This is a genomic window from Wolbachia endosymbiont of Anopheles demeilloni, assembly GCF_018491735.2.
Classification (GTDB): Bacteria; Pseudomonadota; Alphaproteobacteria; order Rickettsiales; family Anaplasmataceae; genus Wolbachia.
This window is the reverse complement of record NZ_CP084694.1, coordinates 85,283-101,959: the sequence shown is the minus strand read 5'-3', so window position 1 is coordinate 101,959 and position 16,677 is coordinate 85,283. Positions and strand designations below refer to the sequence as shown.

17 protein-coding genes and 3 pseudogenes are annotated in these 16,677 nt (G+C 33.7%); 11 read left to right on the top strand and 9 right to left on the bottom strand.

Annotation, left to right across the window (positions count from 1 at the left end):
- Positions 1–4 precede the first annotated feature (4 nt).
- Entirely contained in the window at positions 5–313 is a 309-nt protein-coding gene (nuoK, locus tag JSQ73_RS00535; RefSeq protein ID WP_214249911.1) for an NADH-quinone oxidoreductase subunit NuoK, read from the bottom strand.
- Positions 304–891, bottom strand: a complete 588-nt coding sequence (locus tag JSQ73_RS00530) for an NADH-quinone oxidoreductase subunit J (RefSeq protein ID WP_214249910.1) — start codon at positions 889–891, stop codon at positions 304–306. The genes nuoK and JSQ73_RS00530 overlap by 10 nt, the downstream gene beginning before the upstream one ends.
- Before the next feature lie 203 nt (positions 892–1,094).
- Here JSQ73_RS00530 and JSQ73_RS00525 point away from each other — a divergent pair, with 203 nt between their 5' ends.
- Together JSQ73_RS00525 and JSQ73_RS00520 are read left to right on the top strand one after the other, a co-directional pair.
- Positions 1,095–1,511 carry a WD_0964 family protein gene (locus tag JSQ73_RS00525; protein WP_214249909.1) on the top strand — a complete coding sequence of 139 codons (417 nt, stop codon included), beginning with the start codon at positions 1,095–1,097 and terminating at the stop codon, positions 1,509–1,511.
- Positions 1,512–1,624: 113 nt separating this feature from the next.
- Positions 1,625–3,538 carry an ATP-dependent helicase gene (locus tag JSQ73_RS00520; protein WP_214249908.1) on the top strand — a complete coding sequence of 638 codons (1,914 nt, stop codon included), beginning with the start codon at positions 1,625–1,627 and terminating at the stop codon, positions 3,536–3,538.
- Positions 3,539–3,580: 42 nt separating this feature from the next.
- On the opposite strand, the gene JSQ73_RS00515 is transcribed toward JSQ73_RS00520, so the two are convergent.
- Positions 3,581–4,336: an alpha/beta hydrolase gene (locus tag JSQ73_RS00515; protein ID WP_214249907.1), complete on the bottom strand. Its 756-nt coding sequence runs from the start codon at positions 4,334–4,336 to the stop codon at positions 3,581–3,583.
- A gap of 1 nt (position 4,337) precedes the next feature.
- Positions 4,338–4,862, bottom strand: a complete 525-nt coding sequence (locus JSQ73_RS00510) for a c-type cytochrome (RefSeq protein WP_214249906.1) — start codon at positions 4,860–4,862, stop codon at positions 4,338–4,340.
- Positions 4,863–5,153: 291 nt separating this feature from the next.
- Here JSQ73_RS00510 and ruvA point away from each other — a divergent pair, with 291 nt between their 5' ends.
- From ruvA to JSQ73_RS00485, 5 genes and pseudogenes are all read left to right on the top strand, one after another.
- Positions 5,154–5,726, top strand: a complete 573-nt coding sequence (ruvA, locus tag JSQ73_RS00505; RefSeq protein WP_214249905.1) for a Holliday junction branch migration protein RuvA — start codon at positions 5,154–5,156, stop codon at positions 5,724–5,726.
- Positions 5,723–6,712 (top strand): Holliday junction branch migration DNA helicase RuvB, encoded by a 990-nt coding sequence (gene ruvB / locus JSQ73_RS00500; protein WP_214249904.1) that lies wholly within the window; start codon positions 5,723–5,725, stop codon positions 6,710–6,712. Before ruvA ends, ruvB begins: the two co-directional genes overlap by 4 nt.
- A gap of 268 nt (positions 6,713–6,980) precedes the next feature.
- On the top strand, positions 6,981–8,216 hold the full coding sequence (locus JSQ73_RS00495) for a hypothetical protein (RefSeq protein ID WP_214249903.1): 1,236 nt from the start codon (positions 6,981–6,983) through the stop codon (positions 8,214–8,216).
- A gap of 340 nt (positions 8,217–8,556) precedes the next feature.
- Positions 8,557–8,715 (top strand): annotated as a pseudogene (locus JSQ73_RS00490) (transposase); the annotation flags it as partial.
- Positions 8,639–9,400, top strand: a complete 762-nt coding sequence (locus tag JSQ73_RS00485) for a hypothetical protein (protein WP_234301912.1) — start codon at positions 8,639–8,641, stop codon at positions 9,398–9,400. The pseudogene JSQ73_RS00490 and the gene JSQ73_RS00485, both read left to right, overlap by 77 nt.
- A 372-nt stretch (positions 9,401–9,772) precedes the next feature.
- Here JSQ73_RS00485 and JSQ73_RS00480 read toward each other — a convergent pair whose 3' ends face one another.
- Positions 9,773–10,021 carry a hypothetical protein gene (locus JSQ73_RS00480; RefSeq protein ID WP_214249432.1) on the bottom strand — a complete coding sequence of 83 codons (249 nt, stop codon included), beginning with the start codon at positions 10,019–10,021 and terminating at the stop codon, positions 9,773–9,775.
- A 363-nt stretch (positions 10,022–10,384) separates the two neighbouring features.
- On the opposite strand from JSQ73_RS00480, the gene JSQ73_RS00475 reads away from it, so the two are divergent.
- From JSQ73_RS00475 to JSQ73_RS00460, 4 genes and pseudogenes are all read left to right on the top strand, one after another.
- Entirely contained in the window at positions 10,385–10,939 is a 555-nt protein-coding gene (locus tag JSQ73_RS00475; protein WP_214249431.1) for a hypothetical protein, read from the top strand.
- Between the two features lie 340 nt (positions 10,940–11,279).
- Positions 11,280–12,506: a tRNA (N(6)-L-threonylcarbamoyladenosine(37)-C(2))-methylthiotransferase MtaB gene (gene mtaB, locus JSQ73_RS00470; protein WP_214249430.1), complete on the top strand. Its 1,227-nt coding sequence runs from the start codon at positions 11,280–11,282 to the stop codon at positions 12,504–12,506.
- Positions 12,507–12,565: 59 nt separating this feature from the next.
- Positions 12,566–13,480 carry a P44/Msp2 family outer membrane protein gene (locus tag JSQ73_RS00465; RefSeq protein WP_214249429.1) on the top strand — a complete coding sequence of 305 codons (915 nt, stop codon included), beginning with the start codon at positions 12,566–12,568 and terminating at the stop codon, positions 13,478–13,480.
- A gap of 114 nt (positions 13,481–13,594) precedes the next feature.
- A pseudogene (locus JSQ73_RS00460) lies at positions 13,595–13,831 on the top strand (transposase family protein); the annotation flags it as partial.
- A gap of 189 nt (positions 13,832–14,020) precedes the next feature.
- Here JSQ73_RS00460 and JSQ73_RS00455 read toward each other — a convergent pair.
- The 4 genes and pseudogenes from JSQ73_RS00455 to JSQ73_RS00440 form a co-directional block, all read right to left on the bottom strand.
- Positions 14,021–15,251 (bottom strand): annotated as a pseudogene (locus JSQ73_RS00455) (IS256 family transposase).
- 154 nt (positions 15,252–15,405) lie between these two features.
- Positions 15,406–15,582 carry a hypothetical protein gene (locus JSQ73_RS00450; RefSeq protein WP_214249427.1) on the bottom strand — a complete coding sequence of 59 codons (177 nt, stop codon included), beginning with the start codon at positions 15,580–15,582 and terminating at the stop codon, positions 15,406–15,408.
- Between the two features lie 5 nt (positions 15,583–15,587).
- Positions 15,588–15,872, bottom strand: coding sequence for a transposase (locus JSQ73_RS00445; protein WP_214249426.1), 285 nt, complete (start codon positions 15,870–15,872; stop codon positions 15,588–15,590).
- Between the two features lie 557 nt (positions 15,873–16,429).
- A complete protein-coding gene (locus tag JSQ73_RS00440) occupies positions 16,430–16,627 on the bottom strand; it encodes an IS4/Tn5 family transposase DNA-binding protein (RefSeq protein WP_214249425.1) in 198 nt (65 codons plus the stop codon).
- Positions 16,628–16,677: the final 50 nt, after the last annotated feature.

The window sequence follows — 16,677 nt, the reverse complement described above, 5'->3', positions numbered from 1 at the left end:
ACTTTCATTCTTTCATTAAATTTGCTTGTTCAACGTCTATATTGCCACGGCTTCTATAATATACAACCAATATTGCAAGCGCAACTCCTGACTCTGCTGACGCAACAGTCAACACAAACATCACAAAAATTTGCCCAACTATATCATTCATAAAGGCAGAAAAAGCAACTAAATTTATTTTAATCGCCAGCAATAATATTTCTATTGATAACAGTATGTTGATTATGCTCTTACGGTTGATGAAAATACCACACACTCCAATAGTGAACAAAACAGCAGCAATTATCAAAAAGTGATTTAATCCTATTTCCATTCCACTCCTTTTCCAAATTTAGCCTTAATCAATTTTACAGATGAAGATTGTGTCAATTGCTTTAACACGTTCTGTTTTCTAACTCCTTTTTTCTTTTCCTGCAAAGTAAGAGCAATTGCACCAACAATTGCAACAAGCAGCAGAATACCAGAAAGATGAAAAGCGTACATGTAGTCAGTGTAGAGCAAATTACCGATAGCTTTTACGTTATTGTTATTATAGTTTATAACATTGCTTATATTCGGTTCTGAACTGCGAATTACAAAGCTGATGATTAGAAAAAACACAACACATAATATAGCACCAAGAGTGGAATGCTTTGCAAAACCCTGATGCAATCTTATGTAGTCAATATCGAGCATCATAACTACAAAGAGGAATAACACTGCAACTGCACCGATGTATACTATCAGCACCATCATAGCAATGAATTCAGCTCCAAGGAGAATAAAAAGCACTGCAGAGTTAACAAAAGTGAAAATTAAAAATAACACTGCATGCACAGGATTCCTTACGCTAATTACACAAATAGCAGATAAGATGCTTAGAATTGCAAAAGAATAAAAGAAAAAAGGCATTGATACTTTAACTGCAACAATAGCTACTAACTTAAAGTAATTATTGCTGTAAAGTCAATATTATATTAAACGTTTGAAAACATTCTACTACAAGCTTCAGCTCCATTTTAAATAGAGCATTTTCTCAGTCACACAAACACTCTTGATAATTTTAATTTATTAATGTATAATATATACATGTTAATAGTTAGTCATAGCTCAAAATGTATAACATATTTGGTTACTTCAAAATTTGTGACAAGCAAAGTGAAAAATTAAATAGAGAGAGTTATCAATATACCACAAGAGATTATGTGACAATTTACTTCAATAATACACTAGCCAGTTTAGGCAGATCGTGGAGAGAATTTAAAGAAAAAGCATATGGTTTTATATATAATATTGGAGCTTGGTTGAAAGAAATATATGAGAATTTCACTGAACGACCTGAAATGCATAACTTCTATGTTCCAGAAAAACTTCCTATTAAAGCTGAGGAAATAAAGATGAAGGAACTGAATCGTAAGTCTAAGCCATTTCAAACTCCACCTATTCATCAAACAAGCAGAAATTTTGATGCCAATATCTCAAATCAAGTTGTTGTTACTCAGCATACACTTGAAGCTACCCCAATAAGATAGATCTACGCTTAAATATCTAGTACTTGAATGAGTTGAATGTTATGTTCAATAAGACCTTTACAATATTTGGATCATAGGTTTAACTTTATGAAGTTATAATCTATAGAGCTTCAATGAACGATTATCTCTCACTGTTAAATCCAGAACAGCAATTAGCTGTAACTAACATAAATGGGCCAGTTTTGATACTGGCAGGAGCCGGAACCGGAAAAACAAGAACGATCACTTCAAGAATAGCGCACATAATTAGGAACGGTCACGCTTATTCTGATGAAATATTAGCAGTTACATTTACAAATAAAGCAGCAAATGAGATGGTATCAAGGGTACTTGAGCTAACAGGCACAAACATACCATGGCTTGGCACTTTCCATGCAATTGCAGCAAAAATTTTACGTTATCATGCTGAAATTGTGGGCTTAAATTCTAATTTCACAATCATTGGTGTGGATGATCAATTACAGGTAATAAAAAATATTATTAATGAAATAAGCCCTGATTACCTATCAGAAAAATGTAAGACCATTATGAATATCATCCAGCAGTGGAAAGAGAAGTGTTTATTGCCGTCTGAAGTGGAAGATGTTCAATCATTTAGGCCAATTTACGTAACTGCACTCAAAGTCTATTACCAGTATCAGGAAAGGTTAAAATTCCTTAACTCTGTTGATTTTGGTGACTTATTGTTATATAACATACAATTTTTTAATAAAAAGACCGAGGTTCTGTCCTACTACCAAAACAAGTTTAAGTATGTCATGGTAGATGAGTATCAAGATACAAATGCAATACAATATCTTTGGCTAAAATACCTTGCAAAAGAGCGTTCAAATATTTGCTGTGTAGGAGATGATGACCAGTCGATATACAGTTGGCGTGGTGCAGAAGTTGAAAATATTTTGAAATTTTCCGATGATTTTAAAAATGCAAAAACCGTTAAATTGGAGTGTAACTACAGGTCAACATCCCACATAATTGCAACTGCATCATATGTGATCAATCACAATAAGACTCGCTTAGAAAAAAAATTGTGGACAACAAACATTGAAGGCGAAAAGGTAAATCTAATCAAATTGTGGGACGGAAAGTCTGAAGCAAGGTTCATAAGCGAACAGATATTAAAACTCAATAAATACAGATTTAGTGATATTGCAGTGCTCGTCAGGGCTACTTTTCAAACTAGAGTTCTCGAAGAGTATTTTATAAAATATTCAATTCCCTACAAGATTATAAGTGGCGTAAAATTCTACGAACGTCAAGAAGTAAGGGATATAATTGCATATTTAAGGCTTGTTACAAATAATAATGATGACCTCGCTTTTGAAAGGATCGTAAATCGGCCAAAAAGAAGCATAGGAGCTACAACTCTAAAGAAAATATACATGACTGCTCAGGATAACAAAATTTCTTTTTTTGAGGCAGCAAAAATATTAGTTAATAGTGATCAAGTAACCGAAAGAATAAAACTCTCACTAAATGATTTTTTAAATAAAATTAAAGCTTGGGAAGAAATAGTGAGCGTAAAACCGCTGCATGAATTCGTTAAAATCGTAGCAAATCAATCAGGATATATGGAAATGCTTGAGAATGAAGGAGTGATGGATTTAGCGCGAATAGAAAATGTTAAAGAGCTCATTGCATCTTTGAAGAATTTTGACAGCGCTATAACCTTCTTGGAGCACATTAGTTTGGTGATGGAAGTGGATAATATGAATAGCGATGACAATGTATATGTTATGACTCTTCATGCGGCTAAAGGGCTTGAATTCCCGTGCGTGTTTTTACCTGGTTGGGAAGAAGGATTATTTCCTCATCAAAGATCTTTTGAAGATAAAAGTGGTAAAGCTTTGGAAGAAGAGAGAAGACTTGCATATGTTGGCATAACCAGAGCCAAAGAAAGGTTAGTCATTTCATGTGCAGATAGGAGGGAAATTAATAATCAGTGGCAACCAATGCGCACTTCTCGATTTATTAAAGAACTGCCAAGAGAAAATGTTGAGGTTATCAAGAATAGCGCCTACTGTTGAAGCTATAACTGCAGTTCTTGCGACAAACACATCTAAATTACTTCAATTATATATTTCTCCTGACAAAAACTCTCTGATGGTATTAAATAAAATTTTCAGTGAATAATTATCAGACATGTTGTGGTTTGCTGATTTTATTAAGTGTACTTCAACGTCTGTTGATTTGATTTTTTTAGCTAAATTTAATGAAACTTGATAAGGAACATCTTGATCATTAATGCTATGCAGCAAGCGCACAGGACAGTTTACATCTATTGTTTTTTTATTTAAAAGAAGATTCTTTCTACTGTCTTCGATCAGATTTTTAGTTATTTTGTATGCACAATGCTCTGAAGTAAAATCTATTACACCTTTAGAGCTTAGCTCTTCTTTTTGCTTGTCTGACAATTGCTTGAATATTAAATCTTCAGTGAAGTCAGGAGCAGATGATATGCCGATTAATGCTGCAATTTTTTCTGGAAATTGAAGGGCAGTGAGCAGCATCAGCCATCCTCCCATACTTGAACCTATAATTATTTGTTTATTGCTAGTTAATTCACTTATCACTTTAGCACAATTTTTTTGCCAATCACTTATTGTATAATCAGCAAAATCACCACTTGAACTACCATGGCCAAAATAATCAAAGAGCACAAGTGCTATATCATTTTCTTGGCAAAATTTGTAAACGGCAGTTGCTTTAGTTCCATCCATATTGGATGCAAAACCACTAAGAAAAACTATAGAAGCCTTCTTTCCTTGTAGCTTTCGATATGCTATATGGCCATTACTTCCATCGAGTAATTTACAATAATTCATACTACTTTGGCAAGGCAACCGGACTATCGCTCATCGAACGCAAATAGCTGACTAGATCTGCAATTTCTTGTGGATTAGAAATACCTGCAAATGCCATACGTGTACCTTTTATGTAGGCTTTTGGATTTTTTAAAAAAGCAAATAACTCCTCATATTCCCATTTCCCACCTTTTTCAAGTAGTGCTTTTGAGTAATTGAATGAGCTGCTAAGATTAGCCTTTTTATTTCCAACTACGTTCCATAAGTTTGGCCCCACTTTATTCATTCCACCTTTCTCAAAACTGTGGCAAGCTATACATTTTTTTGCTGCTGACTTCCCCTTGTCAAAGCTAGCATTTTGCATGAGCTCTCCAATATCAAGTGCCACTTGTTCAATCTTTTGTTGAGGCTCATTGCTGGCTGCTACTATTGTTTGGTGTTCAATTTTATAATCCTCTGGGTTATAGAGCATATCAACTACATTACTAACTATCATAATTATTAATCCAGAAAGTAAAATCGATGCTGCAATCTTATTAAGCTCCATAGTTAATTCTTATCAAGTAATGTTACTTAAATTATGCAAATATTTTCGCAAACAGCAAACAATTACCTTTATTCTACCAAAGATAGAAGTTTCTATTACTTAGTTAATAGACCGCAATTCTGCTGCTGAGTAACTCCGTGGTCCAGTCACATACTGGTCCGGAATAATATATTCAAATAGATTTCCTGCAAACCTGTCTACAATGATTGAAACTGGAACCACTTCTATAATGTTCGTTTGCTTGACCTAAGATTCAGGAGCATTTAAACTGAATTTTATAAAGTACTAGAAATGATAGGAAATCTAAGAGGAATAGTTGATGAGGTGTGTAGCGATCACATAATCCTGAATGTGAATGATGTTGGCTACATAGTATATCTTTCAGCCAAAACTTTAAGTGCTTGTTCGATTGGAAGTAGAGTAAAATTACTTATCGACACTTATGCAAATAGCAGAGAAAACGTTACTAAGCTATATGGCTTTATAAGTAAAGAAGAACAGCAGTGTTTGCGTTTATTAGTTAAAGTGAGCGGTGTCAGCTATAAAACCGCAATGTCAATTTTCAGCAAATTAACTCCAGAGCAACTGTTTTTGGCAATTATAAATGAGGATAAACTAGCACTTAAGGTGAGTGGACTTGGCCTGAAACTCATAAATCGAATTATTACTGAGCTGAATGGCAAAGTAAGTAAATTAGAGACAAATAACAATCATTTTCACTCAATTAGTGAAGATGCTCTTTCAGCTTTGATCAATCTTGGATATGAAAGAACAAAAGCTTATGATACAATAAAAAAAATAGAAGATGAATCACCAAACTTGGACACTAAAGATATTATTCGTATGGCGCTTAAAACAATATGAAGTCAATATCATGTAGTAAGGAATATTCTGAAGATGTACGTAATTTAAATATCAGGCCTGAGCAACTTGATGATTTTGTCGGGCAAAAAGACTTAATACAAAATTTAAAAGTGTTTATAAATGCTGCACAGACGAGAGCTGAAGCTTTGGATCACGTATTGCTCTATGGTCCTCCAGGGCTTGGTAAAACAACTTTAGCACAAATTGTCTCTAAGGAGTTAAGGGTTAGCTTTCGTGCAACTTCTGGTCCATTGCTTAGTAAAGCTGGGGACTTAGCTGCAGTGCTCACTACTTTAAATGCAAAAGATGTTCTATTTATCGATGAGATCCATAGATTAAATCGTAGCATTGAGGAAGTTTTATATACTGCTATGGAAGATTTTTGCCTAGATATACTAGTAGGTGAGGGCCCATCTACCAGAACTTTAAGAATAGATTTACCACCATTTACACTGATTGGGGCAACAACACGGCTTGGACTGCTTTCTGCACCGCTGAGGGATCGTTTTGGTATTCCCCTGCATCTTGAGTTTTATTCTTTTGAGGAACTGGTTGATATTATAAAAAGAGGTGCAAGAGTTCTTTGTGCTGAAATCGAAAAGGATGCTGTGCAGGAAATTGCCTGCCGCGCCCGTGGTACTCCAAGAATTGCTTTGAGATTACTCAGAAGAATAAGAGATTTTGTTGAAGTAAAAGATGATAAAAAAATTACCTGTGAAATTGCCGGTTCTGCACTATCAAAATTGGGTATAGATAAAATGGGACTAAATAAATTAGATATGGATTATCTGAGATTTTTGTTTAACACCTCAGGACCTGTTGGAATTGACACCATATCTATTGCACTATCTGAAGATGTTGGCAATATTGAAGAAACAGTAGAACCTTATTTAATCAAGGTCAGTTTCGTAAAGCGCACACCAAGAGGACGTATTTTAACTGATCAAGCAAAGGAATATCTCAGCATTAATTTAGTGATATGCTAGTATTATACTATATTTTATCACATTGTATAGTATTACACTAAACATTATAATATTCTCTTATTATATGATTTGCAGGTGTTTTAGAGGCAAATAAGAAAGTCTTCTGTTATAGTGAATATGTTTTTGAAAAATTACGTAATATATGCTAGGCTGTATATAGTATAAATGTAAAAATATCAATAAATTATGGATATTTTTTAAGATTAATACTTATTAAATACTTCATATTGTAAGATTGAGTTATTGTGTTTTATAGACTTAAAATAAAATGGTAAAAAGCTTTCTAAACAATTATAGAAACAGTAATTCAATTAATGGAGAAAAAGCAATGGAAAATTTTTTAATCAATAACAACGAAGAGGACGGTAGCTCAATCTTCATTAGTCGAATCAGGGAGCAAGATCTCTCTGCAGAGCAGAAGCTCAATGAATTAAAAGGATTTATGGAGGAGCTTGCTAGGAAAGCTGAGCTCAAGAGAATAGAGCTTGAGCGTCAGGCTGCGAGTTGCATTGATGAAACATTATCTCAAGTAGAGCTACAGATAAAAGATAATGAGGATTACTTTACTGATGATAATCAAGGGGTATTCGCAAATTTCTTTGAATCCCTCTTTAATCTTTCTGAAGTAAATGTAGATCCGAAAGTCTACAAAATGCTCAAGGAGAAGAAAGAGAAAAATCTGCTTCTTTCGATAGTTAAGTTTTTGCGTAATAAGCTTAAGGAATTAGTTAAAAAGATCTTCAAAAAAGATTTAGACTTAAGTTGGGATAAAAGGCTAGACAAAGAGATAAAAGAATTGCAGGAGAAATTACTCAGTGGTGGATTATCTCCGGAAGAGGAAATAGCAATACTCGAACGTTTGCAAGCGTTGCAAAATTTAAAATTGAAGCTTCAAACTTTTCTCGTGGGCTCAGTCATTGCAATGTTTGCAGAAATTTTTGCAGTTGATTTAGCAGCAGTAGTAGAGCAAGATGTAACTGAGGAAAAAAGAGACAAAAAAGCAGAAAAAACAGAATCAAAAGAAGTTCGTCAAGAAATAGAAACAAAAGTGAGTGAAATCACACCAATTTCTCTCTTTAATTTTTCATCTCAAGTTCCAATGCCAATTGTTCTAGACAAGCAAGAACGTGCTCTTTTACTAAAGCCTGTAGAAAAATTAGTAGACACTCTACCTAAACCTGTTATAAGTCACAAAAATAGTGAAGTACAAAAACTGGGAAAAATGAATAAAGAAAAGAAAGAAGCAAAAGAAGAGAAAAATGAAAAACCAAAATTAGCTGTCCGTCCACCTGCTCCACAGCAAAAGGAATACAGGAGAGTTAAAAGACAAAAATGTGGTGTTGATACAATGAGAACAAAGAAAGAAAAGCTAAATAGATCTTCCTGCGAGAGAAAGCTTAGTGATCAGCAAAAGTATAATGCTGCTGTGGAATTGCCAGGAGGATTAACTGATGATGTAAGAGTTGAAAACCATGCTTCTTCAGTCAAAGAGAGAGGTGTGTAAAGGTTCTCTCTCTTTTTGTCATTCCAGACTGGTTTTTTATCTGGATTCCAGCATCAAGTGCTGGAATGACATGGCGGAATGTCATTCAAGTAGCTCTCTCTTTTGTCGTTCCAGTGCCTATTTTCCTGTCATTCCAGTGCGTGACACTGGGATCCAACTAAGTTGGTAAACACTTTACAACGTTTTTTGTGCGAAAGGACTGGACTCCAGTGGGCTTTGTTGCATAGCAACTGAAAAAATCTGGTGGATACTGACAAAATTCATTATAAAATAGCCATTTAACTGTTGAAGAAAAAATATGCCACAGAAAATGAAAGTCAGTAACCAAAACGAATATAACCACACCTTTGCTGTATTGCCAAAAAGATGGGTTGTTGAGAGATCTTTTGCTTGGTTGCAAAAATGTAGGCGACTTTGGAAAAATTGCGAGCGGAAACTCAACACTAGCCTGCAAATGGTCGTTCTTGCTTTTACTTCTTTCTTCCTCAAAAGATTATGAACAGGTTCTTAACGATAAAAAAACTGATCAATATAAAGAAGAGGTTAAAAAATTTTACGATCTAGGTAAAAGATATACCCACTTGTTGTCAAAAGAAGGAGATGAAAATAAGAGTTATCGTACATTTGCAAAGCAAATTTTTATAGAGTTGTTCAGGTATGCTAAAGTAGAAATTCCAAGCGATCCTATCTTAGAAGAACTAGTTACTAACTGTAATCAAGCAGGATATGAAGGTGCTTTGCCTATACAAATTAGCTTTGGGTTCGGTAAGTATAATTTAATTTCAACAAATCCTGTGAAAGTGATAAATATTGATTGTACTGATATAAATCACATAACAATTAAATCTGACATGGCCATACCTATAGTTGAATTTGATAATCCTGAAAAAAAGTTAAGCGAGTTGGATAGCTCACTTGAATTCACACTTCAGTCTCAAGATGGGAAAGATGATGTGATATATAAAGATGGCAAATTGTCACTTACTGTACCCCGAAAATTGAGAGATTATAAAACTGATGGCATAAGTTTATTTGATATTATTAAAGAATATTTCTATAAATTCTGCGAGAAGTTGGGGTTCAAGTTTGAAGTAGAAATAGAGCATGATTTAGGTGATCCGATGAGCTACCTCGAAGAGGTAGCTCTGCCCATTCATAGCAATGAACACGAAAATACACCCTAAAACTAACAATTAAAATATCTCAAGTTCTGTTAGCTTATTTGCATAGTCAGTTGTACTAGACGCAACTTAATCTGACAGAAAAACTAATATCAATCTCTATGTTTGATGCTACTAATATTTTTCTAAAAAGCAATATGCTTGCTATCAAGAAAAGTCTGCATAGCAATATTTACCTAAATGAGGCCTTGTCTCAATTCCTAAATATAGCTGTGATTTTCTGGTTTATCATAGCCCATATCATTCAAAATGCGCGATAATAGCACCATCAAAGAAAGATATATTAAAAAGATTAGCGTCAATAATTGCAGTTTTCTCTGTTTGCCATAGCAACTCTTGAGTAGGTATCAATAATAATGATAATCTATATATCTGCTATAAAACCTCGAGATCTGTAGAATAGGGCTGACTAAGGTTCTCATACATTCCTGTATGCTGAGAACATAAAAGCTCTTTTGATTCTATTCCTAAATCCTCAAGTATTTGCTCCTGTTCAGCTATAAGTTCTAATAGCCCTGTTCCACTTTCACTTACTTCACTTCGTTCAAGACACATAAGTTCTGTTAATTCTGCTATGTCTTCTCTAGAAAGCTGATTTTTTTTAGAAAAAGTTGCTTCACTCATATGGTCCTCTTTTTGATATAAAGAGTATCTTATACAAGAGAATAACTAAAATAATCTAAACTCTTGTGTCATATTTGTAGCTTGGTGTAGTTATATGGTACATTTCAGATAAGAGTACTGATTATCTAATTGTAAGAGAAGACCTAGTCAAAATATAAAAAAGCAGTGGAATTGGGGGTGGTAAATTCAGAAGTGTCTGAATAATTGTGTGAACTAAGTTCGGAGGAGAATAGTATCAAGAAAGGAGAAAATTATATGGTCTTACCTTTATTGATGTATTAATTGAGAAGAGTTCTTCAAAGTTAATGTTTTGTTAGTTGTTTAATACTGAAATAGGCATATATAAATAATTAGGAGAATGTTATGCGGTCTAATTCCAATTCACTTAATAAATACGGATATGTATCTGATGCAAATGGATTGTCTCACCAAGAAATGGGAATGTATGATGATTTAGGAAGATATGAAGTTGCTGATGAAGATATGATGTACCAAAAAAACTATGGTATTATTGGTGATAGTTTTAAAAAAATAACAAATCTGACTGGAGATACAGCAAAGAGTATAGCAGATTACCTTATTAAACCTGTTAGTGATCAGGTTGCAAAGCAAATCGTTGTTCCATTAGGAACAGAGATTATAAATAAAATTGTCGTACCTATTACAAAGAAAGTTGCAGAACAAAATCAAGACATGATAAAAGAGCTAACAGATAAACTCATGGTTCGCGTGGAAGATTTTGCTCGATTACAAATAGAAAAATTAAAAGAAGACGTGAAGCAAGAGATAACATCAATACCAGGTAAAGTTTTAGAGAAGATAAAACCTTCTTCATGGCTTCCATGGAAAGCAGAAAGTTTGGATGAAGCTTATTCTGACACTTATGTACCAAATGATATAGATGAATTTGCATGGTAGAGCTTCAAGGTTTAGCAAAATGTTTTTTGGTTTATATTCGCTTGAGGTTAACATCATTGGCCTTAAGCTTTTTTTTATGGAATATAATAGATTTCTTGCATAACCAGCCAGCTTGGTATCCAATAAGAAAATCTTGATTCCAGCGTCACGAGCTGGAACTCTTTGAATTCCAGTTATGCAAGAAATCTAATACCAAAATGTTAAATGATCTTACTGTATATCTACGAATTCTTCCTGTGATTTTCAACTCTAGAGGTTATGTTTAAATTATAATATCTACCAAAAAAATAGTCATTTTGCTTGGATATTTGATATAATTTAGATCTATTAAAGCAAAAGCATGAATGAAGTGATAACGTTTGGTTGTCGTCTAAACTTTTACGAGAGCGAGTTAATCAAAGAAGCATTAAAAAAAGCAAAGAGAGAAAATGTTGTTGTAGTGCATAGCTGTGCAGTGACAAACGAAGCAGAACGCCAAGTGAAGCAAAAAATACGTAAGATCTATAAAAACGACCCAAGTAAAGAAATTATCGTAGTTGGCTGCGCTGTTCAATTAGATCCTAAATCATATAGTGATATTCCTGGTGTAAGTAAAGTGCTAGGTAATCAAGACAAGCTAAGAGCTGAAAATTATCTACTAAATAATGATGAAATCTTAGTCAGTGATAATCAAGTAGAACCTATTCTCATTAATGGATTTGAAAATAAATCAAGGGCATTTATTGAAATTCAAAATGGTTGTAATCATAGTTGTACATTTTGCTCAATTACTGAGGCAAGAGGAAATAATCGATCTGTGCCAGTAAACAATATTATAGAGCAAATTAAGATTTTTATAGAAAATGGGTATCAAGAAGTGGTGTTTACAGGTGTTGATATTACTGACTTTGGTACAGATTTGTTTGGTAAGCAATCACTCAGTTCAATGATTAGAAGAGTTTTAAAGGATATACCACAGTTAAAGAGACTAAGACTTTCCTCTATTGATGTTGCTGAAGTTGATGATGAATTAATGGATTTAATAGCTAATGAGTCAAGACTTATGCCTCACTTACACTTGAGTCTACAGTCTGGTAATAATTTAATACTAAAGAGAATGAAACGTCGTCACAATAGAGAACAAGTGATAGAATTTTATCATAAAATGAAGAGCTTAAGACCTAATATAGCATTTGGCGCTGATATTATTGCTGGATTTCCAACAGAAACTGATGAAATGTTTCAGGATACAGTTGATTTACTGAAAAAAATAAATGTAATTTATCTACATGCTTTTCCATATTCAGAGCGGAAAAACACACCTGCTGCACGGATGCCACAAATACCAGAGAATGTACGTAAAGAACGAGTAAAGCATCTAAGAGAAATAAATAAAGAAATGATGAGCAGTTTTTATCAATCTTTGCTCGGCACTGAGCAAAGCGTTTTGGTTGAGCAGAATAATATTGGTAGAACAGAAAATTTTGCATTAATAAAACTTACATCAAGAGTTCAAGCTAAAAGTATTGTGAAAGCTCATGTTAAAGGAATAGAAAATAATTGTTTAATTGGAAATATTATTTCTTAATTTTTGTACATTAAAGGAATATATGATATAGTAGTTATACTATAAGTGATAATTCATTTATGATAATTAGAATATCTATTGCTTTATTTTTCATCTTCATTCCGTGTGTCTATTTTTTTATTACTTATATCAGTAACAATACACACATTGAGCAAGTACAACCGTTAAAATTAGAAACAGATAATAATGAAAGTGTAATACGTTCTGAAGAGGTTGCTGAAAAAGAAATACCAATAAAATATCAAGAACTTAAAAGTAGTTCACCTTCTGTTTTCCAAGTAGCTAATCAGAAAAATATGTGGCCAAGTATTGCAGATCAAGCTGAGCCTACAAAGGAAAAATCAAAAAAACTTGATTTCTATGTTAGTGCTAACGGTGGTAAGATATATTCTGATAACTCAGAAGTATTTGTGGAGGGTATACGTGCAATAGGAAAAAGAATTCTTGCTTTAACTGAGGGCCGTTATGGTAGTTTTCTTTTAGACCTATTCTTAGGAGATGAAATTAAAAACATAAAAAAATTTAACGGTAAAATTTATTTTCATTGGCTTAGCAGCATATCTGTAGGTTACTCTGCTGGAGAAAATGGCCGAGTTGATTTTGAGACCATGTATTCTAAAGTCAATATTGAAGATAGTAACTCTCCTCCGGTATTTGAGAAATCAGCAAGCGTGTTTGCATTTTTATTAAACTTCTATTATAATTCTAGCATTCGAGATACACAATTTGCTCCATATATTGGTCTTGGTATAGGGCCAACAGTTTTTAGATTAAAAAAGATTAATGGATCATCAGAAAATTCGATGCCACTGAATGTTCCTTGGTTTGCTTATCAAATAAAGCTTGGTGTTAATTATTTAATAATCCCAGAAGTTAAAACCTTTTTCGGCTATCGTTACTTTAGTATCCCAATACCTATTGCAGATGATATATCCACTCATAATATTGAAGTTGGTTTGATGTTTAATTTTTAGTAATAATATCTGTTCAAGGGCATCTTAAGCAAAAGTGGTCAGTGCTTCTTTTCTTGCCATTAGACTTCTTGGATAACTTAAGAAACAAGTAGTAGAAGCAATATTAGGGAAGGTATAAATTTTGAGCAGGTAAGTAAACTTGATGAAGAGAAGCTTCGAAGACTAAGAGGAGTAAAAAGAAAAACATTGAAAAAATAATAGAAATTTTAATAGAGGAAGAGGCCAAGAAAAAGGCAAGAGGAGGAAAACCAAATAAACAATGCATGTTTGTTAATAGCACTAGAATATTTGCGTAAATACTGTACATATTTCCATATAGCGCAAAGCTATGGAATAAGTGAAAGTATTGCTAACGGCTGAATAGAAGATGCATTGATAAAACGTTCAGATTTCAGGAAGATAAAGAGCTATTAAAGTCAAATGTAGAATACGAGATTTTAGTAATATAGCTAACCGAAGTAAGATCTGCTCGAGCACTGAAAGACAAAATCAATAGCCGAATTAATGGGGATGTTCAAAAAAGTGTGTCAAACTGAATTTTTAGTTCAACTCAATTTTTAATCTACTAGGGAAAAAAATATCGAGTTGAGATATAGATAATGCCCAATCATGTACAGGCATCGTCCATTTTTCCTCCACCTTTCTTATAGCACAATATACCAGCTTGTACAAGGCATTTATGCTGGTGAATGCGCCCTTGGTCTTGGTAAATTTCCTAATTTGCCTGTGTAGCCCCTCGATGGGATTAGTGGTATAAATTAGCCTTCTAACAGGACCTGAATACTTAAAATAACCGGATAAACTTTCCCAATTGTTCTGCCAAGATTTCACAACTAATGGATACTTTTCGCCCCATTTTTCCTCTAGCTCAAGCAAATAATTTTCTGCAATTTCTTTACTTGTAGCACGGTATATTTTTTTCAAATCATTCATGAAAACTTTTGCTCGATACGTATTTCAGAGAGTTCCTTATTTGATGCACTACACATAGCTGTACTTCCACATTAGGAAATACGCTATTTATAGCTGCAGGAAAGCTTTTTAGGCCATCAACACAAGCTATCAAAATGTCTTCTATTCCTCTCTCTTTCAAGTCATTTAATACGCCTAACCAGAAGCTAGCTCCCTCGCTTTCTGCTAAGTAAAAACCCAGTACTTCTTTTCTGCCATTTTGGTCTATTCCTAATATGTTATACATGCACTTACTTACACAGCGACCGTCTTCTTTTACCTTAAAGAACATCTCATCCATAAATACTATTGGATACACTGATTGCAGTGGACGACTACGCCATTAATTGATTATAGGTAGTAATTTATCTGTAATTCCAGATATCTCTGCTGCAGATATTTTATGGTCATAAATTTCTTCCACATATGATGCTATATCTCTGTATCCCACACCACTTGCAAATATGTTCAAGACCTTTGTTTCAAGTTCTGGATGTAGGCTTGTTTGCCTTTTTTTTACTATCTGTGGTTCAAAACTTCCCTCTCTGTCTCTTGGTGTCAATAGTTCAAATGAACCTGCACTTGTTTTCAAAGTTTTTCCATTCCTTCCGTTTCTACGATTGTTTTCTTCGCTTTCAGTAGATAAATGATGTTCTATTTCACCCTCCAAGCTTGCTTCAAGTAGCCTTTTTACAAATGGCGTTAATGCACCGTCTTTTCCCATTAATGGTCTACTTCCTCGTATAGAAGACAAGATATTTGTTTCTAATTCTTTATAATCTACCAAATCAGTAGTTCTATTCGCTATTCTTTGACTCATGTCAAACCTCCATTTTTATTTCAATAATATTTTATTTCTCGGTTTGACACACTTTTTTGAACATCCTCGAATTAATATTGGGCCAAAAGGTTTGTAGAGCCTTTCTTATGGCGTGCTTGATCAGAACTTCTCAATCGGATTTAAATCCTCACTTTTACCCACAATTTTGAGAGGTCATGATGTGAAGCATAACTATGCTCTCCTTAAGATTTTCATAGCCCCGCCATAGAGTCATAGCCCCTGGTAAATTATCACTTTTTCTATTCATAAATCCACCTAATTTTCCTAACCAAATAATAGCTTGTTTTATGTTTGGAGGTTCTTCTGGCAATGTAGCTACTTTATGCTCACGTATGAAAAGGGCCTTTCACTCTTTATAGCAATTAATTTCTGTAGCCTTTCCTTTTTAGTTAAACGAGAGCTTTTTATTTTACATCCTGATTTTAAAACCCTGAAATACTTCTCAATTTTCCATCTTAGCTTATACCAATTTATCCTTTCTATAGCATCTAAAGTGCTATTAACTGGTACATTAGTCAGTAAAGTCCAATCAATAGCTTCCAATCCTTCAGGAGGATTTATTTCTTTTGCACTTACCACATATACAGGGATTTTAATCACTTATTTTATGCACTGTGTCTTTTGATCCATAAATTGAAGAAGATCTGATAGGTATATAGCCTTTCATATACTTAACTTCAATATTAGCTTTCCTTGATCTTTGGTTTCTACCTTTATTAACTTCTAGAGAAATTTTCTTCTTTACTGATAGTTGAGTGATGCGTGTTTGCAAATCTGTTTTTCCAATTTCAGTACAGATAAATCTTCTATTAGTTCGATTACGGATTACATAAAAACTACCTAATGTCTCAGTGATTCATAAAAATTTGAAGATATCTGTCTCTCTATCACCAAGAGTAACAAGTTGTACATTTGCAGGAAGGTTGTTTATGCTTTCTTTGAGAGCTGTTATCCACTTATAACTTTCTTTTTCTTCTATGGAGGTACGGTATTTCCTGTTTGCTTTTTCTTGTGCCGTTTCTTTTTCCCTAATAGAACGTGCCCAACATTGTTGAGAGATAGACCTAAAGGTAATCCGTCTTTGCTGACTATTAAGACACTGTGCAACAGTAAACCCATTTTATGCTTCGTATAAGCTTTAGAAATACTACCTAGCCTCATGCACCCTTAGCTTCTTTCCATCCACTACAGCTTTGATTAATTGACCCAGACGCCTTACCCTCTATACAATAGCCTGTTTTAATAAGTCTCTTATTAAGTCTTGTATCTCCTAAATTAACGTGTTTTAACTCTCTTTCCAGCCATTTATCCCCTAAGCCATCAGTATATTGCACATTTGTACTTACTTCACTCATTTTAATCCCAAATTTATTTGGTATACATTCTTTTTTACTCACTTTTTTAT

What these genes read in the sequence shown, in the direction of transcription:
- JSQ73_RS00475 (WP_214249431.1), top strand. Translation starts at nt 10,385, where the DNA reads ATGCGGTCTAATTCCAATTCACTTAATAAATACGGATATGTATCTGAT.
- JSQ73_RS00515 (WP_214249907.1), bottom strand. Translation starts at nt 4,336, where the DNA reads ATGAATTATTGTAAATTACTCGATGGAAGTAATGGCCATATAGCATAT.
- JSQ73_RS00465 (WP_214249429.1), top strand. Translation starts at nt 12,566, where the DNA reads ATGATAATTAGAATATCTATTGCTTTATTTTTCATCTTCATTCCGTGT.
- JSQ73_RS00495 (WP_214249903.1), top strand. Translation starts at nt 6,981, where the DNA reads ATGGTAAAAAGCTTTCTAAACAATTATAGAAACAGTAATTCAATTAAT.
- ruvA (WP_214249905.1), top strand. Translation starts at nt 5,154, where the DNA reads ATGATAGGAAATCTAAGAGGAATAGTTGATGAGGTGTGTAGCGATCAC.
- mtaB (WP_214249430.1), top strand. Translation starts at nt 11,280, where the DNA reads ATGAATGAAGTGATAACGTTTGGTTGTCGTCTAAACTTTTACGAGAGC.
- JSQ73_RS00510 (WP_214249906.1), bottom strand. Translation starts at nt 4,862, where the DNA reads ATGGAGCTTAATAAGATTGCAGCATCGATTTTACTTTCTGGATTAATA.
- JSQ73_RS00480 (WP_214249432.1), bottom strand. Translation starts at nt 10,021, where the DNA reads ATGAGTGAAGCAACTTTTTCTAAAAAAAATCAGCTTTCTAGAGAAGAC.
- JSQ73_RS00520 (WP_214249908.1), top strand. Translation starts at nt 1,625, where the DNA reads ATGAACGATTATCTCTCACTGTTAAATCCAGAACAGCAATTAGCTGTA.
- nuoK (WP_214249911.1), bottom strand. Translation starts at nt 313, where the DNA reads ATGGAAATAGGATTAAATCACTTTTTGATAATTGCTGCTGTTTTGTTC.
- JSQ73_RS00440 (WP_214249425.1), bottom strand. Translation starts at nt 16,627, where the DNA reads ATGAGTGAAGTAAGTACAAATGTGCAATATACTGATGGCTTAGGGGAT.
- JSQ73_RS00525 (WP_214249909.1), top strand. Translation starts at nt 1,095, where the DNA reads ATGTATAACATATTTGGTTACTTCAAAATTTGTGACAAGCAAAGTGAA.
- JSQ73_RS00530 (WP_214249910.1), bottom strand. Translation starts at nt 891, where the DNA reads ATGCCTTTTTTCTTTTATTCTTTTGCAATTCTAAGCATCTTATCTGCT.
- ruvB (WP_214249904.1), top strand. Translation starts at nt 5,723, where the DNA reads ATGAAGTCAATATCATGTAGTAAGGAATATTCTGAAGATGTACGTAAT.